Raw genomic sequence first — 24,608 nt, forward strand, 5'->3', positions numbered from 1 at the left:
GACACCTCACCCGAAGGAGTGATCAACGCGTGAGCACGCCCTACCCGTTCACCGCCCTTGTCGGTCAGGACGATCTGCGGCTCGCGCTGCTGCTCAACGCGGTATCGCCGCGCGTGGGCGGTGTGCTGGTACGCGGCGAGAAAGGCACCGCCAAGTCCACGGCCGTACGCGCGCTTTCGGCGCTGCTGCCCGGGGTCGACGTCGTCGCCGGGTGCCGGTTCTCGTGCGATCCTGGCGGGCCCGATCCGGCCTGCCCCGACGGGCCGCACGAGGCGGGCACCTACGAGTCCCGGGCCGCCCGCATGGTCGAGTTGCCCGTCGGCGCCTCCGAGGACCGCCTCGTCGGTGCCCTCGACATCGAGCGGGCGCTCGCGGAGGGCGTGAAGTCCTTCGAGCCGGGGCTGCTGGCCGACGCGCATCGCGGGATCCTGTACGTCGACGAAGTGAACTTGTTGCACGACCACCTCGTCGACCTGCTCCTGGACGCGGCCGCGATGGGGGCGTCGTACGTGGAGCGCGAGGGTGTCTCCGTACGGCATGCCTCGAAGTTCCTGCTCGTCGGGACCATGAATCCCGAGGAAGGCGAATTGCGACCCCAATTGCTGGACCGTTTCGGGCTGACCGTCGAGGTCTCGGCCTCGCGGGAGCCCGAGCAGCGGGTGGAGGTCGTACGGCGGCGGCTCGCGTACGACGACGATCCGGCCGGATTCGCGGCGCGTTGGGCGGACGAGGAGGCTACTGCACGGCAACGTATCGTCGCCGCACGGGAGTTGTTGCCGTCGGTGCGGCTTGGCGACGGTGCGCTGCGGCAGATCGCGGCGACTTGTGCTGCCTTCGAGGTCGACGGGATGCGCGCCGACATCGTGATGGCGCGGACGGCGGTCGCGCTGGCCGCCTGGGCCGGGCGGACCGACGTACTCGCGGAGGATGTGCGGCAGGCCGCGTTGCTCGCCCTGCCTCATCGGCGGCGGCGGAATCCCTTTGACGCGCCCGGACTTGACGAGAACAAGCTCGACGAGACGCTGGAGGAGTTCGGCGGACAGGGCGGCAGCGAGGACGACGATCCGGATCCGGACGGGCCCGGTGGCGGCGGGCAGCCTCCGCAGGACGGGCCGGAAGGCGACTCCCCCGCCGGTGACGTCCCGGCGCAGGGCGAGCCCTCGGAGGACGGACAGGCGCCGGCCACGCAGGGCGGCGGCGAGCAGTCTCCCGTACGGGCCGCCGAACCCTTCCGTACGAAGGCGCTGAGCGTGCCCGGTATCGGCCAGGGTGCCGCCGGACGGCGTTCGCGGGCGCGGACCGAGCATGGGCGGACGACCGGTGCACGGCGGCCTCAAGGTGCGCTCACCAAGCTGCACTTGGCTGCGACCGTGCAGGCTGCCGCACCGCACCAGCGGGCGCGGGGGCGCACTGGATCTGGGCTTCATCTGCGCCGTGACGATCTCAGGCAAGCGGTGCGCGAAGGCCACGAATCCAATCTCGTGTTGTTCGTCGTCGATGCTTCCGGGTCGATGGCCGCCCGGCAGCGGATGAGTGCCGTGAAGGGGGCTGTCCTTTCGCTGTTGCTCGATGCCTATCAGCGGCGGGACAAGGTGGGGCTCGTGACCTTTCGGGGGGCGGGTGCCGAGGTCGCGTTGCCTCCTACCTCGTCCGTCGACGCGGCTGCGGCTCGGCTGGAGTCGCTGCCCACCGGTGGGCGGACTCCGCTCGGCGCCGGGCTGCTCAAGGCGCATGACGTACTGCGGGTGGAGCGGCTGCGGGATCCGGCGCGGCGGGCGCTCGTCGTGGTCGTGACGGACGGGCGGGCGACCGGGGGGCCGGAGCCGGTCGCGCTGGGTGCGCGGGCGGCTCGGCTGTTCGCGGCCGAGGGGGTTGCTTCCGTGGTCGTCGACTGCGAGTCGGGAGTTGTTCGGCTGGGGCTTGCGTCGCAGCTCGCCGGTGACCTGGGGGGTACCGCTGTGACGCTCGATGAACTGCGGGCCGACTCAATTGCCGGGCTGGTCAAGGACGTTCAGGGCAACAGGAGGGCCGCGTAATGCCGCAGGGGCAGCCGAGTGTCGTGCCGGACGACGGGCTGACAACACGTCAGCGGCGTAACCGGCCTCTCGTCGTGGTGCACACGGGGATCGGCAAGGGCAAGTCGACGGCCGCGTTCGGGCTGGCGCTGCGCGCCTGGAACCAGGGGTGGCCCATCGGGGTGTTCCAGTTCGTCAAGTCGGCGAAGTGGAAGGTCGGGGAAGAGAACGCGCTGCGTGTGCTGGGTGCGTCCGGTGAGGGCGGGTCCGTCGACTGGCACAAGATGGGCGAGGGCTGGTCGTGGGTGCAGCGCGACTCCCAGATGGACAACGAGGAGAAGGCCCGCGAGGGCTGGGAGCAGGTCAAGCGGGACCTCGCCGCCGAGACGTACAAGCTGTATGTCCTCGACGAGTTCGCCTACCCCATGCACTGGGGGTGGGTGGATGTCGACGAGGTGGTGGCCGTGCTGCGGGATCGGCCGGGGACTCAGCATGTCGTGATCACTGGGCGGAACGCCCCGGAGAAGCTCGTCGAGTTCGCTGATCTTGTGACGGACATGTCCAAGGTCAAGCACCCGATGGACGCCGGTCAGAAGGGTCAGAGGGGCATCGAGTGGTGACACCCGTCCCTCGGCTGGTCATTGCCGCGCCCGCTTCGGGGAGCGGCAAGACCACCGTTGCCACGGGGTTGATGGCGGCCTTCGCCTCGCGGGGGCTTGCCGTGTCCCCGCACAAGGTGGGGCCCGACTACATCGATCCCGGGTATCACGCGCTCGCCACCGGGCGGGTGGGGCGGAATCTCGACGCGTATCTGTGCGGGGCGGAGTTGATCGCGCCGTTGTTCGCGCAGGGGGCGCGGGGGTGCGATCTCGCTGTTGTCGAGGGTGTGATGGGGCTGTACGACGGGGCCGCCGGGCAGGGAGAGCTGGCCTCGACGGCTCATGTCGCGAAGCTGCTTCGGGCGCCGGTGGTGCTTGTTGTGGATGCCTCGTCGCAGTCTCGGTCCGTGGCCGCGCTCGTGCATGGGTTTGCCTCCTGGGATCCCGAGGTGCGGGTTGCGGGGGTGATCCTGAACAAGGTCGGGTCCGATCGGCATGAAGCCATGCTGCGGGAGGCTCTCGACGAGTCGGGGGTGCCGGTGCTCGGCGTGCTGCGGCGCGCCTCGCAGGTGAGTACGCCCTCGCGGCATCTGGGGCTGGTGCCTGTTGCCGAGCGGCGTGGGGAGGCGCTGGAGGCCGTGACCGCGCTGGCCGAGCAGGTACGGCGCGGGTGTGACCTTGATGCGCTGTTCGCGCTGGCGCGGAGTGCGCCCGCGTTGTCCGGCGCGGCTTGGGATGCGGCTGAGGTGGTGGGTTCCTCGCCCCCGCCGCCCCTTCCCGTTCCCAAGCTTGGGGGCTCCGCCCCCAACCCCCCGGTCGCCCGAAGGGCTCGTCCTCAAACGCCGGACGGGCTGGATGGTGCCCGGCGCGGGCTGCACAAGGCACCCGTAGTCGCCGTTGCCGGTGGGGCCGCCTTCACTTTCTCCTACGCCGAGCATGCCGAATTGCTCGCCGCCGCCGGTGCCGAAGTCGTCACCTTCGATCCGCTGCGAGACGAGCAACTGCCCGAAGGAACAGGCGGGTTGGTCATCGGGGGCGGGTTCCCCGAGGTGTACGCGCCGGAGCTGTCGGCCAACGAGCCGCTCCGTAAGGCCGTGGCCGAACTCGCGCTCGGTGGGGCGCCCGTCGCCGCCGAGTGTGCCGGGCTGCTGTATCTCTCCCGGGAGCTCGACGGGCAGCCCCTGTGCGGGGTGCTCGACGCGACGGCCCGGATGAGCGAGCGGCTCACCCTGGGCTACCGGGACGCGGTGGCCGTCAGCGACAGCGTGCTCGCCCCCGCCGGGACCCGGATGCGCGGTCACGAGTTTCACCGGACCGTCGTCGAACCCGGTGCCGGGGCGGCGCCCGCCTGGGGGGTGCTCGCCCCTGAGCGGCGCGTCGAAGGTTTCGTACAACAAGGTGTGCACGCGAGTTATCTGCACACGCACTGGGCGTCCGAGCCCGGTGTCGCCCGTCGGTTCGTGGAGAGGTGCCTGACGTCATGAGCAGCAAGCTGATCGGAGTCGGGGTCGGGCCCGGTGACCCGGAGCTGGTGACCGTCAAGGGCGTCAACGCGCTGCGCGCCGCCGAGGTCGTCGTCGTCCCGGTCATGGACAGCGGTGAGCGGGGACGCGCCGAGGCCACCGTCCTGCACTACGTGCCCGAGGACAAGGTCGTACGGGTCGTGTTCGCGCTCAACGAGCGGACCGACCGGGGGCGCCGTGAGGCCGCCTGGGATGCGGCCGGCGCGCGGGTCGCCGCGCTGCTGCGCGCGCACACCACCGTCGCCTTCGCCACCATCGGCGATCCCCACGTGTACTCGACCTTCACCTATCTCGCGCTGACCATCGGGGAGCTGGTACCGGGCACGGAGATCGAGACCGTGCCCGGCATCACCGCCATGCAGGATCTGGCGGCGCGGTCGGGAGCCGTGCTCACGGAAGGGACCGAGCCTCTCACTCTCGTGCCCGTCACCGCCGGGGCCGCCGTGCTCAAGGACGCGCTGAACGGGCCCGGCACCGTCGTCGCGTACAAGTTCGGGCGGCAGGCGCAGGAGGTGGTGGAGGCGCTGCGGGAGACCGGGCGGATCGACGGTGCCGTGTGGGGCTCGGCGCTCGGGCTCGAGGGCGAGTCCATCCGGCCCGCGGCCGACCTCGACGGCGGGCCGCTGCCGTACCTCTCCACGCTTATCGCGCCCGCCCGGCGCGACGGCGGGCGCGGCGGGAAACTGTGAACGCCGGAAGATCACCCGGCGATGCCCACCACCAGCCAGATGAAGGCCGTCCCCGCGATCGTGCACAGCAGGGTCGAGCGGGCGGGGTGCTCGTGGTGCGCCTCGGGAAGGATCTCGGCGGCAGCGAGGTAAAGGAGTGCGCCGCCGAAGAGGCCGAGGTAGCAGCCGAGCAGTCGCTCCGGGATGTGGAAGAAGAGCGTGGAGGCCGCGCCCACCACCGGGGCCGCCGCGTCCGCGAACAGCATCATGATCGCCTTGCGGCGCGCATTCCCGTACAGGCTGGTGATCGTGTACGTGTTGAAGCCGTCCGCGAAGTCGTGGGCGATCACCGCGAGGGCGACGGCCAGGCCCATGCCGCCGCCGACCTGGAATGCGGCGCCGATCGCCACCCCGTCCATGGCGCTGTGACCGACCATGGCGGCCGCTGCCGTGAGGCCCACCTCGGGCGCGCGTCCACCGTTCTCCTCGCCACCGTGCGCGGCCTGCCGGTGGGCCAGCAGGCGTTCCACCAGGTGGGCCAGCAGGAACCCGGCGACGAACAGCAGCAGCGCGGCCGGTACGCCGAAGACCTCGTCGCCCGCCGCGTCCAGCGCCTCCGGCAGCAGGTCCAGGCCGACCACGCCGAGCATCAGCCCGCCGGCCAGGCCCAGCACCAGATGACGGCGGTCGGTCACGCGCAGTGCCGTCCAGCCGCCGGCCAGCGTCATCAGGAACGCGCCGAGCGCGACGAGGACCGCCATAAGCCCTTGCTATCCGATCAAGGCCCGCTCGCGCACGTCCGACGGCCGCGCGCCCACTGACTTCTCGTAGTAATCGCACTTGGCAGTCATCGCACTTGTAGGAGAGGACCGAATTTCCATGGCCGATGCCCCCACCGGCAAGGTGACCTTCGTCGGGGCCGGGCCCGGCGCCGCCGACCTGCTGACGTTCCGGGCCGCGCGCGCCATCGCCGAGGCCGACGTCGTGATCTGGGCGGCCAGCCTGGTGCAGGCCGAGGTCCTCGAGCACGCGCGCGAGGGTGCGGAGATCCTGGATTCGGCGACGATGTCCCTCGAGGACGTCGTGGCCGTGTACGAGCGGGCTTTTCGACACGGTCTGAAGGTGGCCCGGATCCACTCCGGCGACCCCGCCCTCTGGGGAGGTACGCAGGAGCAGCTCGACCGGTGTACCGACATCGGGGTGGCGACGGAGATCATCCCGGGCGTCTCGTCCTTCTCCGCCGTGGCCGCGCTCGCGCAGCGCGAGCTGACGATTCCCGAGGTCGCGCAGTCCGTCATCCTCACCCGGCTCGGCGGGGGCAAGACGCCGATGCCGCCCGGGGAGGAAGTGCGGGAGTTCGCGCGGCACGGCACGACCATGGCGCTGTTCCTGTCGGCCGCCCGCAGCGGCCAGCTCGTACGGGAGCTGCTGGAGGGCGGCTATCCGACGTCCACGCCGGTCGTCGTCGCGTATCAGGCGACCTGGCCGGAGGAGCTGATCGTGAAGTGCACGATCGAGACGCTGGAGGAGACCGTCAAGGAGCACAAGCTCTGGAAACACACCCTCTTCCTGGTCGGCCCGGCGCTCGACGCGAGCGGCACCCGCTCGCACCTCTACCACCCCGGTCACTTCCACGGCTTCCGCAAGGCCGACCCGCAGGCGCGCGCGGAGCTGCGCGCGGCGCGTAAGGGCAGTCCTTCGTGATCACCGTCTTCGGTACGGGGACGGGGGCGCCGCTCCCCACGGACGCCGAGGCCGCTCTCGCCGACGCCGGGCTCGTGGTGGGGGCCCGGCGGCATCTGGCGGCGGCGCGGTTGCCGGAGGGGGTGGAGCGGATCGTTCTCGGGCCGCTGGCACCCGCGTTGGACATCGTCGAGCGACACGTAGAAAAGGGGGAGAAGGGGGAGAAGGAGAGCCGGGTCGTCGTGCTTGCCTCCGGGGACCCCGGGTTCTTCGGGATCGTGCGGGCGTTGGCGGAGCGGTTCGGGGCGGAGCGGCTGGATGTGCGCCCCGGTGTCTCCTCCGTCGCGACCGCCTTCGCGCGGCTCGGGCTGCCCTGGGACGACGCGGTGGTGGTGAGCGCCCACGGGCGGGAGCTGCGTACGGCCGTGCAGGTCTGCCGGTCCCACCCGAAGGTGGCCGTCCTGACGGGACCCGGCTCCGGGCCCGCCGAGCTGGGCGCCGCCCTCGCCCACGCCTGCACCGATCGCGTCCTCCTCGTGGCGAGCGCGCTGGGCGACCCCGAGCACGAGCGGGTGCAGCGGGTCACGCCCGCCGAGGCCGCGGCCCGCGACTGGGGCACGGCGGTGAGCGTCGTCCTGTGCCTGGCTCCGACGCGCACGCGCACCCTCGCTCCGGTGCGGACGGTCGCCGGGCCACCGCCCGGGCCCGCCCGATGGGCCCTGGACGAGAGCGAGTTCGCGCACCGCGACTCGATGATCAGCAAGTTCGAGGTGCGGGCGCTCGCGCTGGCCAGGATCGGGCCGCGCCTGGGCGAGCTGGTCTGGGACGTCGGCGCGGGCTCCGGGTCCGTCGCCGTCGAGTGCGCGCGGTTCGGCGCGGCCGTCACCGCGGTCGAGAAGACCCGGGACGGCTGCGAACGGATCCGCGCCAACGCCGAGGCACACGGCGTCGATGTGCGGGTGGTGCAGGGCGCCGCGCCCACGGTGCTGTCCGATCTGGAGGACGATCCGGACGCCGTGTTCATCGGCGGTGGGGGGCGCGAGCTGCCCGCCATCGTCACGGTCTGCGCGGGGCGGGCCCGGCGGGCCGTCGTCGTCGCCATGGCCGCGCTCGACCGGGTTCCGGCGGCGCGGGACGCGCTCACCGGCGCCGGGTTCGACTGCGACGGCGTCCTGCTGCAGTCGTCCCGCCTCGCGCCGCTGCCGGGTGGGGTCACCCGGCTCGCGGCCACCAATCCCGTTTTTCTGCTGTGGGGCGTCCGGCCTCCGGCCCGTATCGAAGGAGTCCCCCAGTGATCGGCCTGATTTCCGCCACGGCGGCGGGCGCGGCGGCCCGTGACCGGCTGGCCGCGGCCTGGCCCGCCCGTACGCGGGTGTACGAGGGGTCCGTCGGGGACGCCGTGCGGCGGGCCTTCGCGGAGTGCGACCAGTTGGTGTGCTTTCTCGCCACGGGCGCGGTCGTCCGGCTGGTCGCGCCGCTGCTGGGCGACAAGACGTCCGACCCGGGAATCGTGTGCGTCGACGAGGCGGGGCGGTTCGCCGTGTCCCTCGTCGGGGGCCATGGCGGCGGCGCGAACGAACTCGCCCGCGAGGTGGGCGAGTTGCTCGGTGCGGAGCCCGTGGTGACGACGGCGACCGACGCGGTGGGGATGCCCGGCCTCGACACCCTCGGCTTCCCCGTGGAGGGGGATGTCGCCGGGGTCACCCGGGCCCTGCTGGACGGTGAACCCGTCGCCCTGCACGCCGAGTTGGCGTGGCCGCTGCCGCCGCTGCCGGTCACGCGGGGAGGCGCGTACGCGATCCGGGTCACCGACCGTCTCGTCCCGCCCGCCGACCAGAACGTGGTCCTGCGGCCACCGTCCCTCGTCGTCGGCGTCGGGGCCTCCAAGGGCGCGCCCGTCGACGAGGTCCTCGGGCTGGTGGAGGACGCCCTGCGGGACGCCGGGCTGTCGGCGAAGTCCGTCGCCGAGCTCGCCACCGTCGACGCCAAGGCCGACGAGCCGGGCATCGTCGGGGCCGCCGAGCGGCTCGGGGTGCCCGTGGTGACGTACAGCGCACAGGAGTTGGCGAAGGTCGACGTCCCGAACCCCTCGGCCGCGCCGCTCACCGCCGTCGGTACGCCGTCCGTGGCCGAGGCCGCCGCGCTCGTACGCGGGGGTGAACTCCTGGTCCCCAAGCGGAAGTCGGAGCGTGCGGACGATACGCCCGCGATGGCGACCGTCGCGGTCGTACGGCGGGGGGCGCGCGGTCGGCTCGCGGTGGTCGGTCTCGGGCCCGGCGCCCGCGACCTGCTCACTCCGCGCGCGAAGGAGGAGCTGCGACGGGCGTCGGTGCTCGTCGGGCTCGACCAGTACGTCGACCAGATCCGCGATCTGCTGCGGCCGGGCACCCGGGTCCTGGAGTCGGGGCTCGGCGCCGAGGAGGAGCGGGCGCGTACCGCGGTGGCCGAGGCCCGGCGCGGGCAGGCCGTCGCGCTGATCGGCAGCGGGGACGCGGGCGTGTACGCGATGGCGTCGCCCGCGCTGGCCGAGGCGTCCGACGACATCGACGTGGTCGGGGTGCCCGGCGTGACCGCCGCGCTCGCGGCGGGCGCGATCCTGGGCGCGCCGCTCGGCCACGACCACGTGTCGATCAGCCTCTCCGATCTCCATACCCCCTGGGAGGTCATCGAGCGGCGGGTACGGGCGGCGGCCGAGGCGGACATCGTCGTGACGTTCTACAACCCGCGCAGCCGGGGCCGCGACTGGCAGCTCCCGAAGGCGCTCGCGATTCTCGCCGGGCACCGGGAGCCGACGACGCCGGTGGGGGTCGTACGCAACGCTTCCCGCCCGGACGAATCCAGCCGCCTCACCACCCTCGCGGGTCTGGACCCGGCGACGGTGGACATGATGACGGTCGTGACCGTGGGCAACACGGCGACCCGTGAGATCGCCGGGCGTATGGTGACGCCGCGCGGCTACCGCTGGCAGGAGGAGCCCGAATGAGCCGAGTGAGCCAGGTGTTCCCGCAGGCCCGGGTCGTGCATCCCATCGAGCAGGAGTCCTTCCGGCGGCTGCGCGCCCGTCTGGACACCTCGCACTTCGCGCCGCTGACGCGCGCGGTCGTGGAGCGGGTCATCCACTCCGCGGCCGACCTCGACTACGCGGACGATCTCGTCATGGACGAGGGCACGCTGGAGCGGGCGCACGCGGCGCTGCACGCCGGGGCGCCGGTCGTCGTGGACGTGGAGATGGTCGCGGCGGGCATCACCCGCCGGGACACCGTCTGCCGCCTGAAGGACGCCGAGTCGGGCCCTGGACTGACCCGTTCGGCGCATGCGATGCGGCTCGCGTACGAGGAGGTCGGGCCCGGCGCGCTGTGGGTGATCGGCTGTGCGCCGACGGCCCTGGAGGAACTTCTCACCCTGCACGCCGATCCGGCACTCGTCATCGGTCTGCCCGTCGGCTTCGTCGGCGCCGCCGAGTCCAAGGCCGCGCTGCGCGAGAGCGGGCTGCCCGCTGTCAGCAACGTGTCCGAGAAGGGCGGTTCGGCGGTCGCCGCCGCCGCGCTCAACGCCCTGCTGTACCACCCCGTATCCACGTCCAAGGAGACATCGTGACCACCCCGCCCCCCGCCCTGCTCATCGCCGGACACGGCACCCGGGACGAGGCCGGCGCCGAGGCCTTCCGCGACTTCGTCCGGGAGCTGGGGCGCCGACACCCCGAGCTGCCCGTCGCCGGCGGGTTCATCGAGCTGTCGCCGCCGCCGCTCACCGAGGCGGTGGGCGAGCTGGTGGAGCAGGGGGTACGTCGGTTCGCCGCCGTCCCGCTGATGCTGGTGTCCGCCGGTCACGCCAAGGGGGACATCCCGGCGGCGCTGGCCCGCGAGAAGGAGCGGCACCCCGGGATCTCCTACACGTACGGGCGTCCGCTGGGCCCGCACCCGTCGCTGCTGGCCGTCCTGGAGCGACGGCTCGACGACGCGCTGGGCTCCGCGGTCCGTACGCCCGCGGACCGGGCCGACGTGACCGTGCTGCTCGTCGGACGCGGCTCCACCGACCCGGACGCCAACGCCGAGGTGCTCAAGGCGGCGCGGCTGCTGTGGGAGGGGCGCGGGTACGCCGGGGTGGAGACGGCCTTCGTGTCGCTGGCGGCGCCGGACGTGCCGTCCGGGCTGGACCGCTGTGTGAAGCTGGGCGCGCGCAGGATCGTCGTACTCCCCTACTTCCTCTTCACGGGAATCCTCCCGGACCGGGTGCGGCAGCAGACCGAGGGCTGGGCGGCCGCGCACCCCGACGTCGAGGTGCGCTCCGCCGATGTCATCGGCCCCGAACCGGAGCTGCTCGACCTGGTCATGGAGCGCTACCGCGAGGCCGTGCAGGGCGATCTGCGGATGAACTGCGACTCGTGCGTGTACCGCATCGCGCTGCCCGGCTTCGAGGACAAGGTGGGGCTCCCGCAGCAGCCGCACTTCCATCCGGACGACGACGGCCACCATCACCACGGCAATCATGCACACTCCCACTCCCATGCGCACTGAGGGCCGGTACGGGGGCGACGCGCACGACCTGCGGCACCACGGCGACGTCGAGGTGCGGGACGACGGTTCCGCACTCACCGATCTCGCCGTGAACGTCCGCGCGGACACGCCTCCGGCGTGGTTGCGCGAGCGGATCGCCGCGTCGCTGGGCGGGCTCGCCGCCTACCCCGACGGGCGGGCCGCGCGGGCCGCGGTGGCGGAGCGGCACGGGCTGCCCGTCGAGCGGGTGCTCCTCACAGCCGGCGCGGCCGAGGCTTTCGTGCTGCTCGCGCGTGGCCTGAAGATCCGTCAGCCTGTCGTCGTGCACCCCCAGTTCACCGAGCCGGAGGCGGCGCTGCGGGATGCCGGTCACTCCGTCGACCGGGTGCTGCTGCGTGCGGAGGACGGCTTCCGGCTGGACCCCGCGGCTGTTCCGGAGGACGCGGACCTGGTCGTGATCGGGAATCCGACCAATCCGACGTCGGTGCTGCATTCGGCTGCCGCTGTCGCCGAACTCGCCCGGCCCGGACGGACGTTGGTGGTCGACGAGGCGTTCATGGACGCGGTGCCGGGTGAGCGGGAGGCGCTGGCCGGGCGGACGGATGTGCCCGGCCTTGTGGTGTTGCGGAGTCTGACCAAGACGTGGGGGCTGGCCGGGCTGCGGATCGGGTACGTCCTGGCCGCCCCCGAGACGATCGCGGAGCTGTCGCGGGCCCAGCCCCTCTGGCCCGTCTCCACGCCCGCCCTCGCCGCGGCCGAGGCGTGCGTCTCGCCTCGGGCGCTCGAGGAGGCCGCCCATGTGGCGCGCCGCGTCGCCTCGGACCGGGACCATCTGGTCGCGGGGTTGCGGGAGTTCGGGCCCGACGGGTTGCGGGTGGTGGAGCCGGCGGACGGTCCGTTCGTGCTGGTGCGGCTGCCTCGAGCGGCGGAGGTGCGGCGTCACCTGCGGCGGCTCGGGTTCGCGGTGCGGCGTGGGGACACGTTTCCCGGGCTGGGGGAGGAGTGGCTGCGGATCGCCGTGCGGGACCGGGCCACCGTCAACGGTTTTCTGCAGGCGTTGGATCGGGCGATGGCTTTGGCCGGGCGGTGAGGTCGGGGTGAGGTGAGGGTCCTCGCCCGCCCCTACCCGTCCCCTCCGTTCCTGGCGGCTCCGCCCCCAGACCCGCCGACTATGCGAATCTCACGGCACGGACGGGTCCGATGTTCCCGACCGTCACCCGACCACCCGCCCGTTCAGCACCACCCGACGCGGAGCCGCCAGCACCCGTACGTCCGCACGCGGATCCCCCTCGTAGACGACGAGGTCCGCCGGTGCCCCCTCGTCGAGCCCCGGCCGCCCCAGCCACCGCCGGGCGCCCCAGGTCGTCGCGGACAACGCCTCGACCGGCGGGATGCCCGCGGTCACCAGTTCGGCGACCTCGCCGGCGACCAGGCCGTGGGCGAGCGAGCCGCCCGCGTCCGTACCGACGTAGACCGGGATCCCCGCGTCGTAGGCGGCGCGCACGGTGTCGTAGCGGCGTGCGTGCAGGGCCCGCATGTGCGCGGACCAGCGCGGGAACTTGCCCTCTCCCCCGTCGGCGAGCTGCGGGAAGGTGGCGATGTTGACGAGCGTGGGGACGATCGCGACACCGTGGGAGGCGAACAACGGGATCGTCTCCTCGGTGAGGCCGGTCGCATGCTCGACGCAGTCGATGCCCGCCTCGACCAGGTCACGGAGCGAATCCTCGGCGAAACAGTGCGCGGTCACCCGCGCGCCCAGCCGGTGGGCCTCGGCGATCGCCGCTCCCACGGCTTCCCTGGGCCAGCAGGCGCTGAGATCGCCGGTGTCGCGGTCGATCCAGTCGCCCACCAGTTTCACCCAGCCGTCGCCGCGCCGGGCCTCCTGGGCGACGTACGCGACCAGGTCCTCCGGCTCGATCTCGTGCGCGTAGTTACGGATGTAGCGGCGGGTGCGGGCGATGTGGCGGCCCGCCCGGATGATCTTCGGGAGGTCGGCGCGGTCGTCGATCCAGCGAGTGTCGGAGGGCGAGCCCGCGTCCCGGATGAGGAGGGTGCCCGCGTCGCGGTCGGTCAGCGCCTGCTTCTCCGAGACGTCCTCGGAGACGGGGCCGTGGGTGTCGAGCCCGACATGGCAGTGGGCGTCGACGAGGCCGGGCAGCGCCCAGCCCTCGACGGTCCGGATGTCACGGGCGCCGGCGGGGCGCTCGTAGGAGATCCGGCCGCCGACGACCCACAGCTCGTCGCGGACACCCTCGTCCTCGTCCGGCCCGACGAGCACCCGCCCCTTCACGTGCAGCACCGCGCGATCGCTCATGCACCGCACTTTAAATCGCTTGCGCACCGCACTTGAAATCGCTCATGCACCGGACTCTTCATGCGGGCGCTGGTCTCCCTTGCCCACCTGGTCCGACGTCTCCTCCTCCACGTCCGCCATGGCGGGGTCGAGGAGCCGGGAGAGGAAGTGGCGGGTGCGCTCGTGGCTCGGGTTGCCGATGACCTGCGCGGGGGTGCCGTCCTCGACGATCACGCCGCCGTCCATGAAGACGACCCGGTCGGCGACCTCGCGCGCGAAGGTCATCTCGTGGGTGACGACCATCATCGTCATGCCCTCGTTCGCGAGCATGCGCATGACGGCGAGTACGTCGCCCACGAGCTCGGGGTCGAGCGCCGAGGTCGGCTCGTCGAAGAGCATCACCTCGGGGCCCATGGCCAGCGCGCGAGCGATCGCGACCCGCTGCTGCTGGCCGCCGGAGAGCGAGGAGGGGTACGCGTCCGCCTTCTCGGACAGTCCCACGCGCCGCAGGTTCTCGGCGGCGATCCGGGACGCCTCCGCCTTGTCCCGCCTCAGCACCCGCCGCTGCGGCAGCGCGAGGTTCTCGGTCACCGACAGGTGCGGGAAGAGGTTGAACTGCTGGAAGACCATGCCGATACGGCGGCGTACGGCGTCGATGTCGACGTCCTCGTGCGTGACCTCCGTACCGCCGACGAAGACCTGCCCCTTGGTGGGCTCCTCCAGGAGGTTCACGCAGCGGAGCAGAGTCGACTTGCCGGACCCCGAAGGGCCGATCACGCACACGACCTCGCCGGTACCGACCTCCAGGTCGATGCCGCGCAGTACCTCGTTGTCGCCGAAGAACTTGTGCAGGTCCCGGACCTGGATCTCTGGAGTACTGCTCACTTGGTGGCCTCCCCGGCCTTGGCCTCCAGGCGGCGCACGACGAACCCGAGCGGCACCGTCACCAGCAGATAGCACAGACCCGCGACCAGGATCGGCGTGGAGTTGGCGGTCTGGCTCGCCAGGTCGCGCCCGAACTTGGTGAGTTCCCGCTCCTCCAGGGTGACCCCGAGGAACAGCACCAGCGAGGAGTCCTTGAAGAGGAGCACGAGTTCGTTGGTGAGCGGCGGGATCACGATGCGGAACGCCTGCGGGATGATGATCGAGACCATGGCCCGCGCGTGCGAGAAGCCCAGCGATCGAGCCGCCTCCATCTGTCCCTTGGGCACCGCCTGGATGCCCGCGCGGATCGTCTCCGCCATGTACGCCGCCGACACCAGGCCGAGCGCGAGCGCCACCTTGCCGTACGTACCGCCGGGGATCTCCGTACCCGGGAACGCCAACGGCACGGCGACACCCACGAACACGAAGATCAGCAGGGCGGGCAAGCCCCGGAAGATCTCGATGTAGATGCCGGCCAACCAGCGGTACGGACCCACCGGAGACAGTCGCATCAGGGCGATGACCATGCCGAGCACGAGGCCGAAGACGAAGCCGGACATCGTGTAGAGCACGGTGTTCTTCAGCGCCAGCGTGATGACGTCCGGGAACATCTGCTGGACCAGGTCCCACTGCGCGAACTGGTTCTTCAGCCGTCCCCAGTCGGCCGTGACCGCGAAGGCGATCACGGCCGCGACGAAGACGACGTACTGCGCGCCGCGCGACAGCGCGCGCTTCTGGCGCCGGGTCAGGCCGGACTTACGGGGCTGGACTGGTGCGTCGGCATCGCTCATGAGGCGGACGGGGAGGCGGAGGCCGCGGACTCGTCGTACGGGCCGATCCACTTCTCGTACAGCTTCTTGTACGTGCCGTCGGCCTTCGCGTCCGCGATCGCCTTGTTGATGGCTTCGACGAGCTCGGTGTTGCCCTTCTTCACCGAGAAGCCGTACTGCTCACCGGTGTTGATGTTGTCGGCGACCTCGAGGGCGTCGGCGTTGGCCTTGTCCTTCAGCCAGCCCTGGACCACCGGGTAGTCGATGACGACGGCCTGGACCTGCCCGGTGCGCAGACCGTTGAGGACCGCGTCGGAGGACTCGAAGGAGACGGGGTCGAGACCCTTGCTCGTCGCGTACTCCTCGCCGGTGGTCTGCGCCTGGGCGCCGACCTTCTTGCCCTTGAGGTCCGCGAAGGACGTGATGCCGCTGTCCTTGTCGACGAGGACGGCCTGCGTCGCGTCGAAGTACGGGTCGGAGAAGTCGACGTTCTTCTTGCGCTCCTCGGTGATCGTCATGCCGGCGGCGGCGAGGTCACACTGGCCGGAGTTGAGGAACGCGCCGGTCTTGAAGTTCTCGAAGGGCGTGTCGACGAACTCCTGCTTCACGCCCAGGTCCTTGGCGACCAGGTCGATCAGCGAGACGTCGAAGCCCTGCACCTTGCCGTCGATCTCCGACTGGAAGGGCGGGTACGGGAGGTGGGTGCAGGTCGTGAGCTGACCCGCCTTGACCACGGGAACCCCGTCGGCGGTGGCCGCGCCGCCGCCGTCGTCCGAGGAGCAGCCGGCCACGAGCAGCAGCCCGGCCGTCGCGGTGGTGGCGGCCAGAATGCGGGTCCGGCGTCCGAGGACCGAGTTCACGGAGACCTCCTGTGAGGGAACTGAGGGTTCCGATTATAAGGAAAGGTTTGAGTAGCTCAAATCAATCCGATGGCTGCTGGGCCGGACGGCCTCAGAAGTCATGCCGCACGGGGTGCTCAGCCATATGAGCCAGGGGGTGTCCCGGCTCCCGCGGCGCCCTTGCCCTCCGGTGCGAAGGCCTCCGGATACGCTCGGAGGCGCATTGGAACCCATGAGCGAAGAGAGCACCGCCGTGACCCACCCCTTCCTGGACCTGGCCCCGCTGAGCGCCGCGCACTTCGCGTCGATCGAGGACCGGGTGGCACGGCTGCTCTCCACCGAGCAGGACGTCGTGATCATGCAGGGCGAGGCGCTGCTGCCGCTGGAGGGCGCCATCCGCGGCACGGCGGGACCCGGCACCACCGCGCTCAACGTGATCACCGGGCCGTACGGGCAGACCTTCGGGGACTGGCTGCGGGACTGCGGGGCGACGGTGATCGACCTGGCGGTGCCGTTCCACACGGCGGTCACGGCCGCGCAGATCCGGGAGGCCTTCGCCGAGCACCCGGAGATCGACTTCGTCTCGCTGGTGCACGCCGAGGCGGCGACGGGGAACACGAACCCCGTCGCGGAGATCGGCGAGGTGGTGCGCGAGCACGGCGCGCTGTTCTACCTGGACGCCGTCGCCTCGATCGGCGCGGAGCCGGTGCTGCCGGACGCGTGGGCTGTCGACCTGTGCGTGATCGGGGCACAGAAGGCGATGGGCGGGCCGGCCGGTGTGTCGGCCGTGTCGGTGAGCGAGCGGGCGTGGGCGCGGATGGCGGCGAACCCGACGGCGCCCCGGAGGTCGTACCTCTCCCTGCTCGACTGGAAGCAGCGGTGGGTCGACGGCGGCCGCAAGACGCTGCTGCACGCTCCGGCGCAGCTGGAGATGCTGGCGTTGGAGGCGTGTGTGGAGCGAATCGAGGGGGAAGGGCTGGACGCCGTGATGGCCCGGCACGCCTCGGCCGCGGCGGCCACCCGGGCGGGTGCACTCGCGCTGGGCGGCGGCCTGGAGCCGTATGTGTACGAGGCCTCGGACGCGGCGCCCGTCGCCACGACGCTGCGGACGCCGGCCGGGGTCGACGCGGCGGAGCTGGTCGCCAAGGCGCTCGCCTCGGATCCGGTGCTGCCGCTCGTCGCGGGCGGGGGCGCCCTCGCCAAGGAGATGGTCCGGGTCAACCACTACGGGCCCGACGCGACGCGCGGTGTGGTGCAGTCCTGCCTGGGTGCGCTGGGGGCGGCGCTGGGCGAGTTCGGGGTGACGGTGGACCTGGAGGGGGCTCGGCGGGCGGTTGCGGGGGCGTGGCTGTAAGGGACGGATCTTCAAGGGACGGATCTTTGGCGAGCATGATCGTGCGGGAGACCACGAAGGTCACCGGGATCGCCGCCACGGACGCGAACAGCGGAGCGAATCGGTCCCCGGCGTGCAGAACGCCGGCGACCACGTAGACGCCTGCCGTCGTGACCAGGAAGTTGGTCACATTCGTCAGGGGGAACAACAGGAATTTCCGCCAGGTCGGCCGCGTCCGGTAGGTGTACCGCGCGTTCAGGAAAAAGGACCCGGTCATGCTGAGGACGAACGCGAGAATATGTGCGGCGAGATACGGCCAACGGAGCAGGAGCAACAGGTAAAGACCGTAGTACGTCAGAGTGTTGACCACGCCGACCAAGGAGAAGGCGAGGATCTGGCCCGATATCGGGCGTGCGGGTGCGGTTCGCATCAGGGAATGAGGTCCTTGCTCGTGCCGCACGGTGTGCGGTCCTGCGTTCGTTCCACGTTGGTCGCTTTCACCAGGAAGTGCGGGCGGCCCTTGACCTCGTAGTAGATCCGGCCCGTGTACTCCCCGATGATTCCGAGCATGATCATTTGCATGGCGGCGGCAGCGGTGACGGCGGTGATGATCGTGACATAGCCGGGGGTCTCCACGCCGTTGACGAGCGCGGCGACCACGATCCACGCCGTGTACAACCCCGTGCACAGCAGCAGCCCCATGCCGAGGTAGACGGCGGCGCGCAGCGGCCTGTTGTTGAAGGAGAGCAGTCCGTCGAGCCCGTAGTTGAGCAGGCTGCGGAAGCTCCACGAGCTGCGGCCGTGGGCGCGTACGGCGTTCTCGTACTCGAAGGTCGTGCTGGGGAAGCCCACCCATGCGAACAGGCCCTTGGAGAAGCGGTTGTACTCGGTGAGGTCCAGGATCGCGTCCACCACGCGCCGGGAGAGGAGACGGAAGTCGCCGACACCGTCCACGAGTTCGACGTCCACGAGACGGTTGACGAGCCGGTAGTACAGGCGGGCGGTGACAGCGCGGGTGATCCCCTCGCCACTCCTGTTGCGCCTGGCGATGACCTGGTCGTAGCCCTGTCCGCGCAGGTCCACCATGCGCTTGATCAGTTCGGGCGGGTGCTGGAGGTCCGCGTCCATGACGACCACGGAGTCTCCCGAGGCATGGCGCAGACCGGCGAGCAGCGCTGCTTCCTTGCCGAAGTTGCGGCTGAAGGAGACGTACCGCACGCGCGAGTCGAGTTCGGCCAGCCGCTCCAGGGCGGCGAGGGTCCGGTCGCGGCTGCCGTCGTCGACGTACACGAACTCCATGTCGTGGCCGAGCGGCAGGAGTTCCTCCGCGACCTTCTGGACCTCGTCGTGGAATCGGCTTATGACGTCTTGTTCGTCGTAGCAGGGTGCGACGATCGATATGAGCATGGTTTTCCCCCTGGGTTCGGTCAGAGAGCGTCGGTCATGCGCTCGCGTGGTCGGGTGCGTCGACGGCGGACGGCGGTGACGGTGCCGAGCAGGATCAGGGTCAGCACCGACGCGGCTGCGACGGTCGTACCCAGTCGCAGACCGGGTGGGTGGAAGGTGCAGGTGACGCTGGTCGAGGAGCTGTCCAGCGGGACGGCGATCAGGCCGTAGTACTGCTGGGCGGGTACGGCGGGACCGTCGCCCGCCGCGCAGCGCCAACCGGCGATCCGGGGGGCCGCCACGACGGCGGTTCCCTTGCTCCCGGCCGGGAGTTCGGCGCGGATCGTGCCGTCGGAGACGGTCACATCGGAGGCGCCGGTGGCCTTGAGCCGTTCGGCCGCGGTGTGCAGGCGCGCGGTGTCCAGGCAGCCGACGGCACCGTCCGGGACGACGCCCGGCCGGTCCGGGGACAGCTCGATCCGCAGGCGTCCGGAAGCCGGAACGCTGCCGAGCCGCTGCATCGCTGCGATCTTGGTGACGGGGTGGTCGGACCTGAACCGCCCGGTCAGGCCACCGGCAGCCGCACCGGTGAGCTGCGCGGTGCCCGAGAAGTGCGGCGCCCACAGATACACCTCGCTGCCGGTCGGGCAGTCGGCCGTGATCGTCGGCTTGCCCGCAGCTGTACGAGGTACGCCGATGCGCACGCCCGGCCGGTCGTCGTCGCTCCGGTGCGGCCGCTTCCCGGAGGTGGTGCGGATCGTGAGGCGGGGCACGGTGTAGACACGGGTGCCCAGCAGCAGTTCCTGATTGCGGTACGGCGACGGTCCGAAGTCGGAGACGCTCGGGTCGCCGGCCGGCCGTACCGTGACCAGGGGCGGCACATCCCGCCGGGACACCCTCACCGTGCCGCCGTCCTGCGGAAACCACTGCTGGTGCGGGTCCGGCGGGGAGTGCACCCGGGCGCCGACGGAGAAGATCACGTCCGTGACGGCGTTGTCCAGGCTCTGCAGGTTGCGGCCCCGCGAGGTCCAGCCGTCCCCGAGGGCGGCGAGCGTGCGGCTGAGCACGTCGGAGGTGAGGCTGCTGTAGTACTGGGCACCCTGGCCGCCCACCATCAGCGGGTCGTTGCCCACGGTCTGCTCCCGGCCGGGCTCGGTGCGGTACCGGGGCCAGCCGTCGGCCTCCGCGATCGCGTCCGCCTGCCGCTCCTGTCGCGCTCCCCAGGGCGCGTAGTCGTCCATGTGTGCGTGTCGCAGCCGGGTGGCCACGGCGGAGGTGGCGGTGGCCTCGCCGAGCTGCGTACCGACGAGGAGCGTCACGGCCAGCCCGGCCAGTACGGCGCGGCGTCGGCCGCCGGCTCTAGGTCCTGTCGTCACATTCCCGTCGTCCGCCCGGAGGGCGGGCCTCGCGCCCGCCGCGGAGCGGCTGATGTTTGCCGTAGGTGCGTGCTCTCGGCGTGCCGGGCACAGACCCTCGTACTGGTTGTACGTGGGTCTGTGCCCGGTGCGGCGAGAGTGCGTGCATGGCGTCGCGAGGCAGGCGGGAATGTGACGACAGGACCTAGGCCCGCTGTCCTGGCGGGCGAGCAGAGCCAGCCCGCCCAGCGCACCCACGGCGGCGAGCACCGCGAGCGGCAGGGTGAAGGGGCGGTCCGTCAGAGCGCTTCCGCTCGCGATGGTGATGATCAGTGCGAGCAGCGCCCCCGCCGCGCACAGCGCGCGCCGGCCGGGCAGGCCGTAGGAGAGCGCGTGCCACGCGGCGATCACCAGCAGCGCGCAGAGCACGAAGGTCTGGCGGTACGGACTTCCCTGCGGGGTGGCGAAGGCGTGCCAGAGCAGGTGGGTAGGGCCCCACTGCAGCGACAGTGCCACTCCGGCCACCAGCAGCGTCCACCCCGTGCGCACCCGTCGGGGGGCCGCCCGGTGGAAGGGCAGGGCGAGGGCGAGCAGCAGCGCCGTGGTGCCCACGTACACGGCCGGCGAACCGAAGGTGTACGTCGTCGGCAGCAGCCGGGCCAGCAGGTCCTCCGTCGGCACCGGCACGAACTGCCTGACTCTGCCGGGGTAGGCGTGGGTGGTGCCGAAGTACACGACCGTCACCAGCGGCGCGGCCAGGCCCACGCCGAGTGCGACGGTCACGCCCGCCCGGCCCGCCGCCGCGAGGCTCCGCCGGCGCGGGAGGCCCGCGAGCCACAACCGCAGCAGGAACACCAGACCGGCGGCCAGGGTGGCCATGTACGCCGTGTAGAAGTTGGCGATCCAGGCGACCGCCACGACCAGCACACCGAGGACCCGGCGCCGGTCGTTCAGCGTCCATTCGCCGACCAGGCACAGCAGCGGCAGGGCGACGAGGCCGTCGAGCCACATCGTGTTGTACACGGCGGACGCCACGGTCCAGCCGCACAGGGCGTACGACGCGCCCAGCAGTCCCGCCGCCCACCAGCGGCCGGGGCGCATCCTGAGCAGCAGCCAGGCCATGGCGGCCGCGGCCGACGCCACCTTCAGCACGGTGATCACATACACCGCGAGGTCGATCTCGTCCCGCGGGAACACCGCCACGAGCAGGGCGAACGGGCTGCCGAGGTACGTACCGAGGTCGGGGAGGAAGCTGGAGCCGTACCCGGACTGCCAGTTGACGAGGAGACCGCCGTCGGCCCTTCCGTGCAGCAGGTCCCACAGGTGGGCGTGGAACGGCACGTACTGGTTGCCCAGGTCGTTGACGCTCCGGGTGCGGGGGCCGAACGGGTAGCTGCGGGCGATGGCGTCGGCAGCGCAGAACACGGTGACGGTGATGACCGCCGCGAGCAGGGCGGCGGTCCGCCCGGGTCCGGTCGGGCGCGACAACAGGAGCCGCTTCCAGCGGTCGTGCGCCCGGCCGGACGGCGGATCGGCAGGCCCGTGCGGCGCGGGAACGGGCAGCCGGTCGGAGCCGTGGGCGGCTCCGGTCTTCGGCTCGGGATAGTTGACGGGTTTCACACCTTGTCCCTGTCCGATCGGCGCCACGCGTTTCCGTGAGTAATACCACTTCCACGGAGGGAACCGGCCGTGCACATGACCGAACAAACCATTTTCGGCTGGCCTCCAGAGAATTGCGGGCCGCATGGCCCCCCGTCCGGGGGAACACTCCCCGCGGGTCATCGATTCGCCGTCTTAGATGGGGACGTCCTCCGGATGGTTGTGCCGCAGCCGGAAGTGCGGGCATCAATTCCGATTGCGCACGCGGGCAGTTCGAATCAGACGGTTATCACTGGGGAGTTAATAGATGTCCGCCAAGCGAATTGAGGATGAACTCGATCGCCTGCGAATGCCCTGCCCGGATCAACCCCTCTGCCCCTGCGTACGCAACTCCGCCCACACGGTCTTCCCGAGCGCACGGTCGGTGACGCCCCAGTCGGTGGCGAGCGCCTCGACAAGTCGCAGCCCCCGCCCGGACTCCCCTTCCGGTTCGAGCTGCCGGATCTCCGGGCGCCGTTCACCACACGCGTCGGTCACCTCGATGCGCAGCGTCGCACTCTCCCGTACGAGTCTCAGCAGGAAGCTCCGTCCGGGCACGCGCCCGTGCGTCACCGCGTTCGCGGCCAGCTCGGCGACGACCTGGGCAGCCGCGTCGTTCAGCTCGCCGCTGTGGGGAAAGCCCCAGTCGTGGAGCTGCTGGGCGGTGAGCCTGCGGGCGAGCCGGGCACCGGTGCGGGTGGAACTGAGGAGCTGGGCGAATTCACCGATGACGGTGGGTGTTTCCGGATTCATGTCACTCAGCGTGGCCGTCTCGCTCTACGCTGACCAGGCGTGACAGCGCGACTCTGGGTAGTCGTACGGGTGCGGTGGGCGACGTGTCGCGTTGTCGGCCGTGACCACGACGAGGTGAGGGCGGTGCGGGTACATGACGGATGACCGGGAGCGCAGGCCGGAGACTCCGGCCGAGGCCGAGGGAACCACCGGGTTGTTCACCGCGATCGGCAAGATGCTCAGGCTGCTGCGGGAGCGGGCGGGGCTGACACAGAAGGACTTCGGGACGATGGTCGGCTACGGGCCCGACGCGATCTCGGCGATGGAGCGAGGAGTACGGGTGCCTCGACCCGAGGTGCTGGAGAAGGCCGACGAACTGCTGGACGCCGGGGGAATGTTGAAGGCAGTGATCCCCGAGGTCAAGGAGGCGATGAAGAAGGCGAGGACGCGGCATCCGGAGTGGTATCGGAGTTATGCGGGGTTGGAGGCGGAGGCGGTTTCCCTCTACGACTACAGCACCATGGGCATCCTCGGACTACTGCAGACCGAGGACTACTCACGGGCCGTGTTCACGCAGCGGTACCCGCCGCTGGACGAGGCAACCATCGAAACGCGGGTCGCGGACCGGCTCTCGCGGCAGCAGATCTTCGAGCGGTGGCCGCTGCCGGAGTTCAGCTTCGTCATGGAGCAGGCCGCGCTGGAGCGGCCGATCGGCGGACCCGAGGTGCACGCGGGACAGTTGCGACAGTTGCTGCGCATCGGCCGAATGCGAAACGTGCAGGCTCAGGTAATGCCGACTGGGCGAGCCGAACACCCTTGCCTGGACAGTTCGTTCACCCTGCTGACTCCAAAGGGGAAGGAACAGGTGGCATACATGGAGTCGCAGGGGTACCCGCGCTTGATCACCGACCGCGAAGAAGTCCGCATCCTCGCCGCCCGTTATGGGATCATCCGGGCGCAGGCGCTCAACCCGTACGAGTCCCTGGACCTGATCGAGAAGATGCTGGAAGAGCGATGACCATAGAGAAGTTGAGCTGGTTCAAGTCGAGCTACAGCAGCGGTGAAGGCGGTCAATGCCTCGAAGTCGCGTACACCTGGCGCAAGTCCAGCTACAGCAGTGGCGAGGGCGGCGAATGCGTCGAGGTGGCCACCTGCCCCCACACCATCCACATCCGCGACTCCAAGAACCCCACCGGCCCGCACCTCACCCTCACCCCCGACACCTGGTCGGCCTTCCTCTCAGGCGAGTTGACCACCATGCCCCCGACGCAGTGACCTGGGCCCGCCCGTATGGGCCCGACGGATCGCCGGCAAATAACGCATCCCGGATCGCTGTGTCCGTTTCTTGGATACAGCAGACCGCGGTCGTGGGGGACGGGCCTCGTGACGCTCGGCATCCACGATGTCCTACGGGCTCGGAATGCGTCGGTCGACCAGTCAAGTGCGTGGGTCACCCGTGACAGGTGATGTTCACCAGCACTACGTCTGGAGACAGTTCGCCGATGTATCCGTTGAAGACCCCGACGTACTCGTCGTGCGGTAGGGAACCCCAGGAGATCCACTGGCCCTCGAGGGTCACGAGGCCGTCACGGACGAGGCTCTCGTCGGCCTTGCGGCGCAGGAATCGTTCGTGTCCGACGCCGAAGTCCCCCACCGCTCGCTCCCCGAAGCGACGGTGCAGACCGGGGTCGGCCAGCACCGCTCGCATCAGGGGCTGGACACTGTAGCGGTGCCACGCAAGTCCGGGACGGCGGTCCGAGGCCTCCGGTTCCTCGGCTATCAGGTCGTCCAGACTGCGAGCAGGAGGAAAACCCGCAGAGAACTCCTCCCATTCACACCACAGCGCGCCTGCTTCCGCAACAGCCCGGGACCTCTGCCCCTCGATGTCCAGCAACCCTACGGGGCCGCCGGTGCAGCGGTCCGGCGGAACACTGTGGGTAGACCCCTCGCGCGTTGGCTCGTATTCCCGGACCAGACGGGGATCGGCTTCGCACCCGGCTTTGATCCAGAATTCCGAGCCCGCCGCGCCCAGGGACCAGGAGTCCCACTCGGGCTGCAGCTCCTCCCCTTCGCCGTTGTAGTCGAAGAAGGCGATGGCCTCTGCGATCGCCTGCCGCACCGCTCCGGGCTCAAGAGGCGGCAGACAAACAGTTACTGGATACCTGGCCACGAAGACTCGCTTTCATCGGTTTCATCGCACTGCCGCTATGCCTCGGGCGCGGGATGACAGTCACCGGCCGCCATCGACACGCAGCCATTAGAAACGACGTCTTGATCCCCCTGCGCTGCCTGGCGGGACGCTGTCCTCGTGGGTCTTCGTCGGGGGCGTGAAGGCTGGGTAGGAGCCGGGGTTG

At 71.0% G+C, this 24,608-nt stretch carries 22 protein-coding genes and 1 pseudogene; 13 read left to right on the forward strand and 10 right to left on the reverse strand.

Translation table 11 applies throughout. The annotated features are described in order from the left end of the window. Window positions 1-29: 29 nt before the first annotated feature. From ACX28W_RS32835 to cobI, 4 genes are read left to right on the forward strand one after another with little or no spacing between them, the layout of a single operon-like run. Window positions 30-2,036 (forward strand): putative cobaltochelatase, encoded by a 2,007-nt coding sequence (locus tag ACX28W_RS32835; protein WP_459003636.1) that lies wholly within the window; start codon window positions 30-32, stop codon window positions 2,034-2,036. Beyond that, the gene (cobO, locus tag ACX28W_RS32840; RefSeq protein WP_362085131.1) at window positions 2,036-2,635 is read left to right on the forward strand and encodes a cob(I)yrinic acid a,c-diamide adenosyltransferase; all 600 of its coding nucleotides are present in this window, start codon (window positions 2,036-2,038) and stop codon (window positions 2,633-2,635) included. Before ACX28W_RS32835 ends, cobO begins: the two co-directional genes overlap by 1 nt. Then, window positions 2,629-4,098 carry a cobyrinate a,c-diamide synthase gene (locus tag ACX28W_RS32845; protein ID WP_459003637.1) on the forward strand — a complete coding sequence of 490 codons (1,470 nt, stop codon included), beginning with the start codon at window positions 2,629-2,631 and terminating at the stop codon, window positions 4,096-4,098. The genes cobO and ACX28W_RS32845 overlap by 7 nt, the downstream gene beginning before the upstream one ends. After that, on the forward strand, window positions 4,095-4,826 hold the full coding sequence (cobI, locus tag ACX28W_RS32850) for a precorrin-2 C(20)-methyltransferase (protein ID WP_459003639.1): 732 nt from the start codon (window positions 4,095-4,097) through the stop codon (window positions 4,824-4,826). The genes ACX28W_RS32845 and cobI overlap by 4 nt, the downstream gene beginning before the upstream one ends. Window positions 4,827-4,837: 11 nt before the next feature. Here cobI and ACX28W_RS32855 read toward each other — a convergent pair whose 3' ends face one another. Then, window positions 4,838-5,566: a ZIP family metal transporter gene (locus tag ACX28W_RS32855; protein ID WP_459003640.1), complete on the reverse strand. Its 729-nt coding sequence runs from the start codon at window positions 5,564-5,566 to the stop codon at window positions 4,838-4,840. Window positions 5,567-5,684: 118 nt separating this feature from the next. Here ACX28W_RS32855 and cobM point away from each other — a divergent pair, with 118 nt between their 5' ends. Genes cobM through cobC form a run of 6 tightly spaced genes read left to right on the forward strand, consistent with a single transcriptional unit; the run spans window position 5,685 to window position 12,074 of the window. Next, on the forward strand, window positions 5,685-6,509 hold the full coding sequence (gene cobM / locus ACX28W_RS32860; RefSeq protein ID WP_362085143.1) for a precorrin-4 C(11)-methyltransferase: 825 nt from the start codon (window positions 5,685-5,687) through the stop codon (window positions 6,507-6,509). After that, window positions 6,506-7,783, forward strand: coding sequence for a precorrin-6y C5,15-methyltransferase (decarboxylating) subunit CbiE (gene cbiE, locus ACX28W_RS32865; RefSeq protein ID WP_459003642.1), 1,278 nt, complete (start codon window positions 6,506-6,508; stop codon window positions 7,781-7,783). Before cobM ends, cbiE begins: the two co-directional genes overlap by 4 nt. Further along, window positions 7,780-9,471 (forward strand): precorrin-3B C(17)-methyltransferase, encoded by a 1,692-nt coding sequence (cobJ, locus tag ACX28W_RS32870; protein WP_459003643.1) that lies wholly within the window; start codon window positions 7,780-7,782, stop codon window positions 9,469-9,471. Before cbiE ends, cobJ begins: the two co-directional genes overlap by 4 nt. After that, window positions 9,468-10,085: a precorrin-8X methylmutase gene (locus tag ACX28W_RS32875; protein WP_459003645.1), complete on the forward strand. Its 618-nt coding sequence runs from the start codon at window positions 9,468-9,470 to the stop codon at window positions 10,083-10,085. The genes cobJ and ACX28W_RS32875 overlap by 4 nt, the downstream gene beginning before the upstream one ends. Continuing rightward, window positions 10,082-11,005 carry a sirohydrochlorin chelatase gene (locus ACX28W_RS32880; RefSeq protein ID WP_459003647.1) on the forward strand — a complete coding sequence of 308 codons (924 nt, stop codon included), beginning with the start codon at window positions 10,082-10,084 and terminating at the stop codon, window positions 11,003-11,005. The genes ACX28W_RS32875 and ACX28W_RS32880 overlap by 4 nt, the downstream gene beginning before the upstream one ends. Continuing rightward, on the forward strand, window positions 10,995-12,074 hold the full coding sequence (gene cobC, locus ACX28W_RS32885; RefSeq protein WP_459003648.1) for an Rv2231c family pyridoxal phosphate-dependent protein CobC: 1,080 nt from the start codon (window positions 10,995-10,997) through the stop codon (window positions 12,072-12,074). Before ACX28W_RS32880 ends, cobC begins: the two co-directional genes overlap by 11 nt. Before the next feature lie 123 nt (window positions 12,075-12,197). On the opposite strand, the gene ACX28W_RS32890 is transcribed toward cobC, so the two are convergent. The 4 genes from ACX28W_RS32890 to ACX28W_RS32905 are packed head-to-tail and all read right to left on the reverse strand — an operon-like array spanning window position 12,198 to window position 15,831. After that, the gene (locus ACX28W_RS32890) at window positions 12,198-13,298 is read right to left on the reverse strand and encodes an amidohydrolase family protein (protein WP_459003649.1); all 1,101 of its coding nucleotides are present in this window, start codon (window positions 13,296-13,298) and stop codon (window positions 12,198-12,200) included. Window positions 13,299-13,340: 42 nt separating this feature from the next. Further along, window positions 13,341-14,162: an amino acid ABC transporter ATP-binding protein gene (locus ACX28W_RS32895; RefSeq protein WP_459003651.1), complete on the reverse strand. Its 822-nt coding sequence runs from the start codon at window positions 14,160-14,162 to the stop codon at window positions 13,341-13,343. Continuing rightward, window positions 14,159-14,992: an amino acid ABC transporter permease gene (locus tag ACX28W_RS32900; protein WP_459003653.1), complete on the reverse strand. Its 834-nt coding sequence runs from the start codon at window positions 14,990-14,992 to the stop codon at window positions 14,159-14,161. Before ACX28W_RS32900 ends, ACX28W_RS32895 begins: the two co-directional genes overlap by 4 nt. Beyond that, entirely contained in the window at window positions 14,989-15,831 is an 843-nt protein-coding gene (locus ACX28W_RS32905; protein ID WP_459003655.1) for a basic amino acid ABC transporter substrate-binding protein, read from the reverse strand. The genes ACX28W_RS32900 and ACX28W_RS32905 overlap by 4 nt, the downstream gene beginning before the upstream one ends. A gap of 211 nt (window positions 15,832-16,042) precedes the next feature. Here ACX28W_RS32905 and ACX28W_RS32910 point away from each other — a divergent pair, with 211 nt between their 5' ends. After that, the gene (locus tag ACX28W_RS32910; protein WP_459003656.1) at window positions 16,043-17,164 is read left to right on the forward strand and encodes a pyridoxal-phosphate-dependent aminotransferase family protein; all 1,122 of its coding nucleotides are present in this window, start codon (window positions 16,043-16,045) and stop codon (window positions 17,162-17,164) included. A gap of 31 nt (window positions 17,165-17,195) precedes the next feature. On the opposite strand, the pseudogene ACX28W_RS32915 reads toward ACX28W_RS32910, so the two are convergent. The 4 genes and pseudogenes from ACX28W_RS32915 to ACX28W_RS32930 all read right to left on the reverse strand — a co-directional run. Next, a pseudogene (locus ACX28W_RS32915) lies at window positions 17,196-17,573 on the reverse strand (GtrA family protein); the annotation flags it as partial. Then, window positions 17,573-18,550, reverse strand: coding sequence for a glycosyltransferase family 2 protein (locus ACX28W_RS32920; RefSeq protein ID WP_459003658.1), 978 nt, complete (start codon window positions 18,548-18,550; stop codon window positions 17,573-17,575). The gene ACX28W_RS32920 and the pseudogene ACX28W_RS32915, both read right to left, overlap by 1 nt. Window positions 18,551-18,570: 20 nt before the next feature. Further along, complete coding sequence (locus ACX28W_RS32925) at window positions 18,571-21,372, reverse strand: YfhO family protein (RefSeq protein ID WP_459003666.1); 2,802 nt, start codon at window positions 21,370-21,372, stop codon at window positions 18,571-18,573. Window positions 21,373-21,846: 474 nt separating this feature from the next. Continuing rightward, complete coding sequence (locus ACX28W_RS32930; RefSeq protein WP_459003660.1) at window positions 21,847-22,275, reverse strand: ATP-binding protein; 429 nt, start codon at window positions 22,273-22,275, stop codon at window positions 21,847-21,849. A gap of 133 nt (window positions 22,276-22,408) precedes the next feature. Here ACX28W_RS32930 and ACX28W_RS32935 point away from each other — a divergent pair, with 133 nt between their 5' ends. Together ACX28W_RS32935 and ACX28W_RS32940 are read left to right on the forward strand one after the other, a co-directional pair. Further along, on the forward strand, window positions 22,409-23,272 hold the full coding sequence (locus tag ACX28W_RS32935) for a helix-turn-helix domain-containing protein (RefSeq protein WP_459003661.1): 864 nt from the start codon (window positions 22,409-22,411) through the stop codon (window positions 23,270-23,272). Then, on the forward strand, window positions 23,269-23,529 hold the full coding sequence (locus ACX28W_RS32940) for a DUF397 domain-containing protein (RefSeq protein ID WP_459003663.1): 261 nt from the start codon (window positions 23,269-23,271) through the stop codon (window positions 23,527-23,529). The genes ACX28W_RS32935 and ACX28W_RS32940 overlap by 4 nt, the downstream gene beginning before the upstream one ends. Window positions 23,530-23,704: 175 nt before the next feature. On the opposite strand, the gene ACX28W_RS32945 is transcribed toward ACX28W_RS32940, so the two are convergent. Next, the gene (locus ACX28W_RS32945) at window positions 23,705-24,373 is read right to left on the reverse strand and encodes a hypothetical protein (protein WP_459003665.1); all 669 of its coding nucleotides are present in this window, start codon (window positions 24,371-24,373) and stop codon (window positions 23,705-23,707) included. Between the last annotated feature and the right edge of the window lie 235 nt (window positions 24,374-24,608).

This window comes from Streptomyces sp. SD15 (assembly GCF_054462255.1).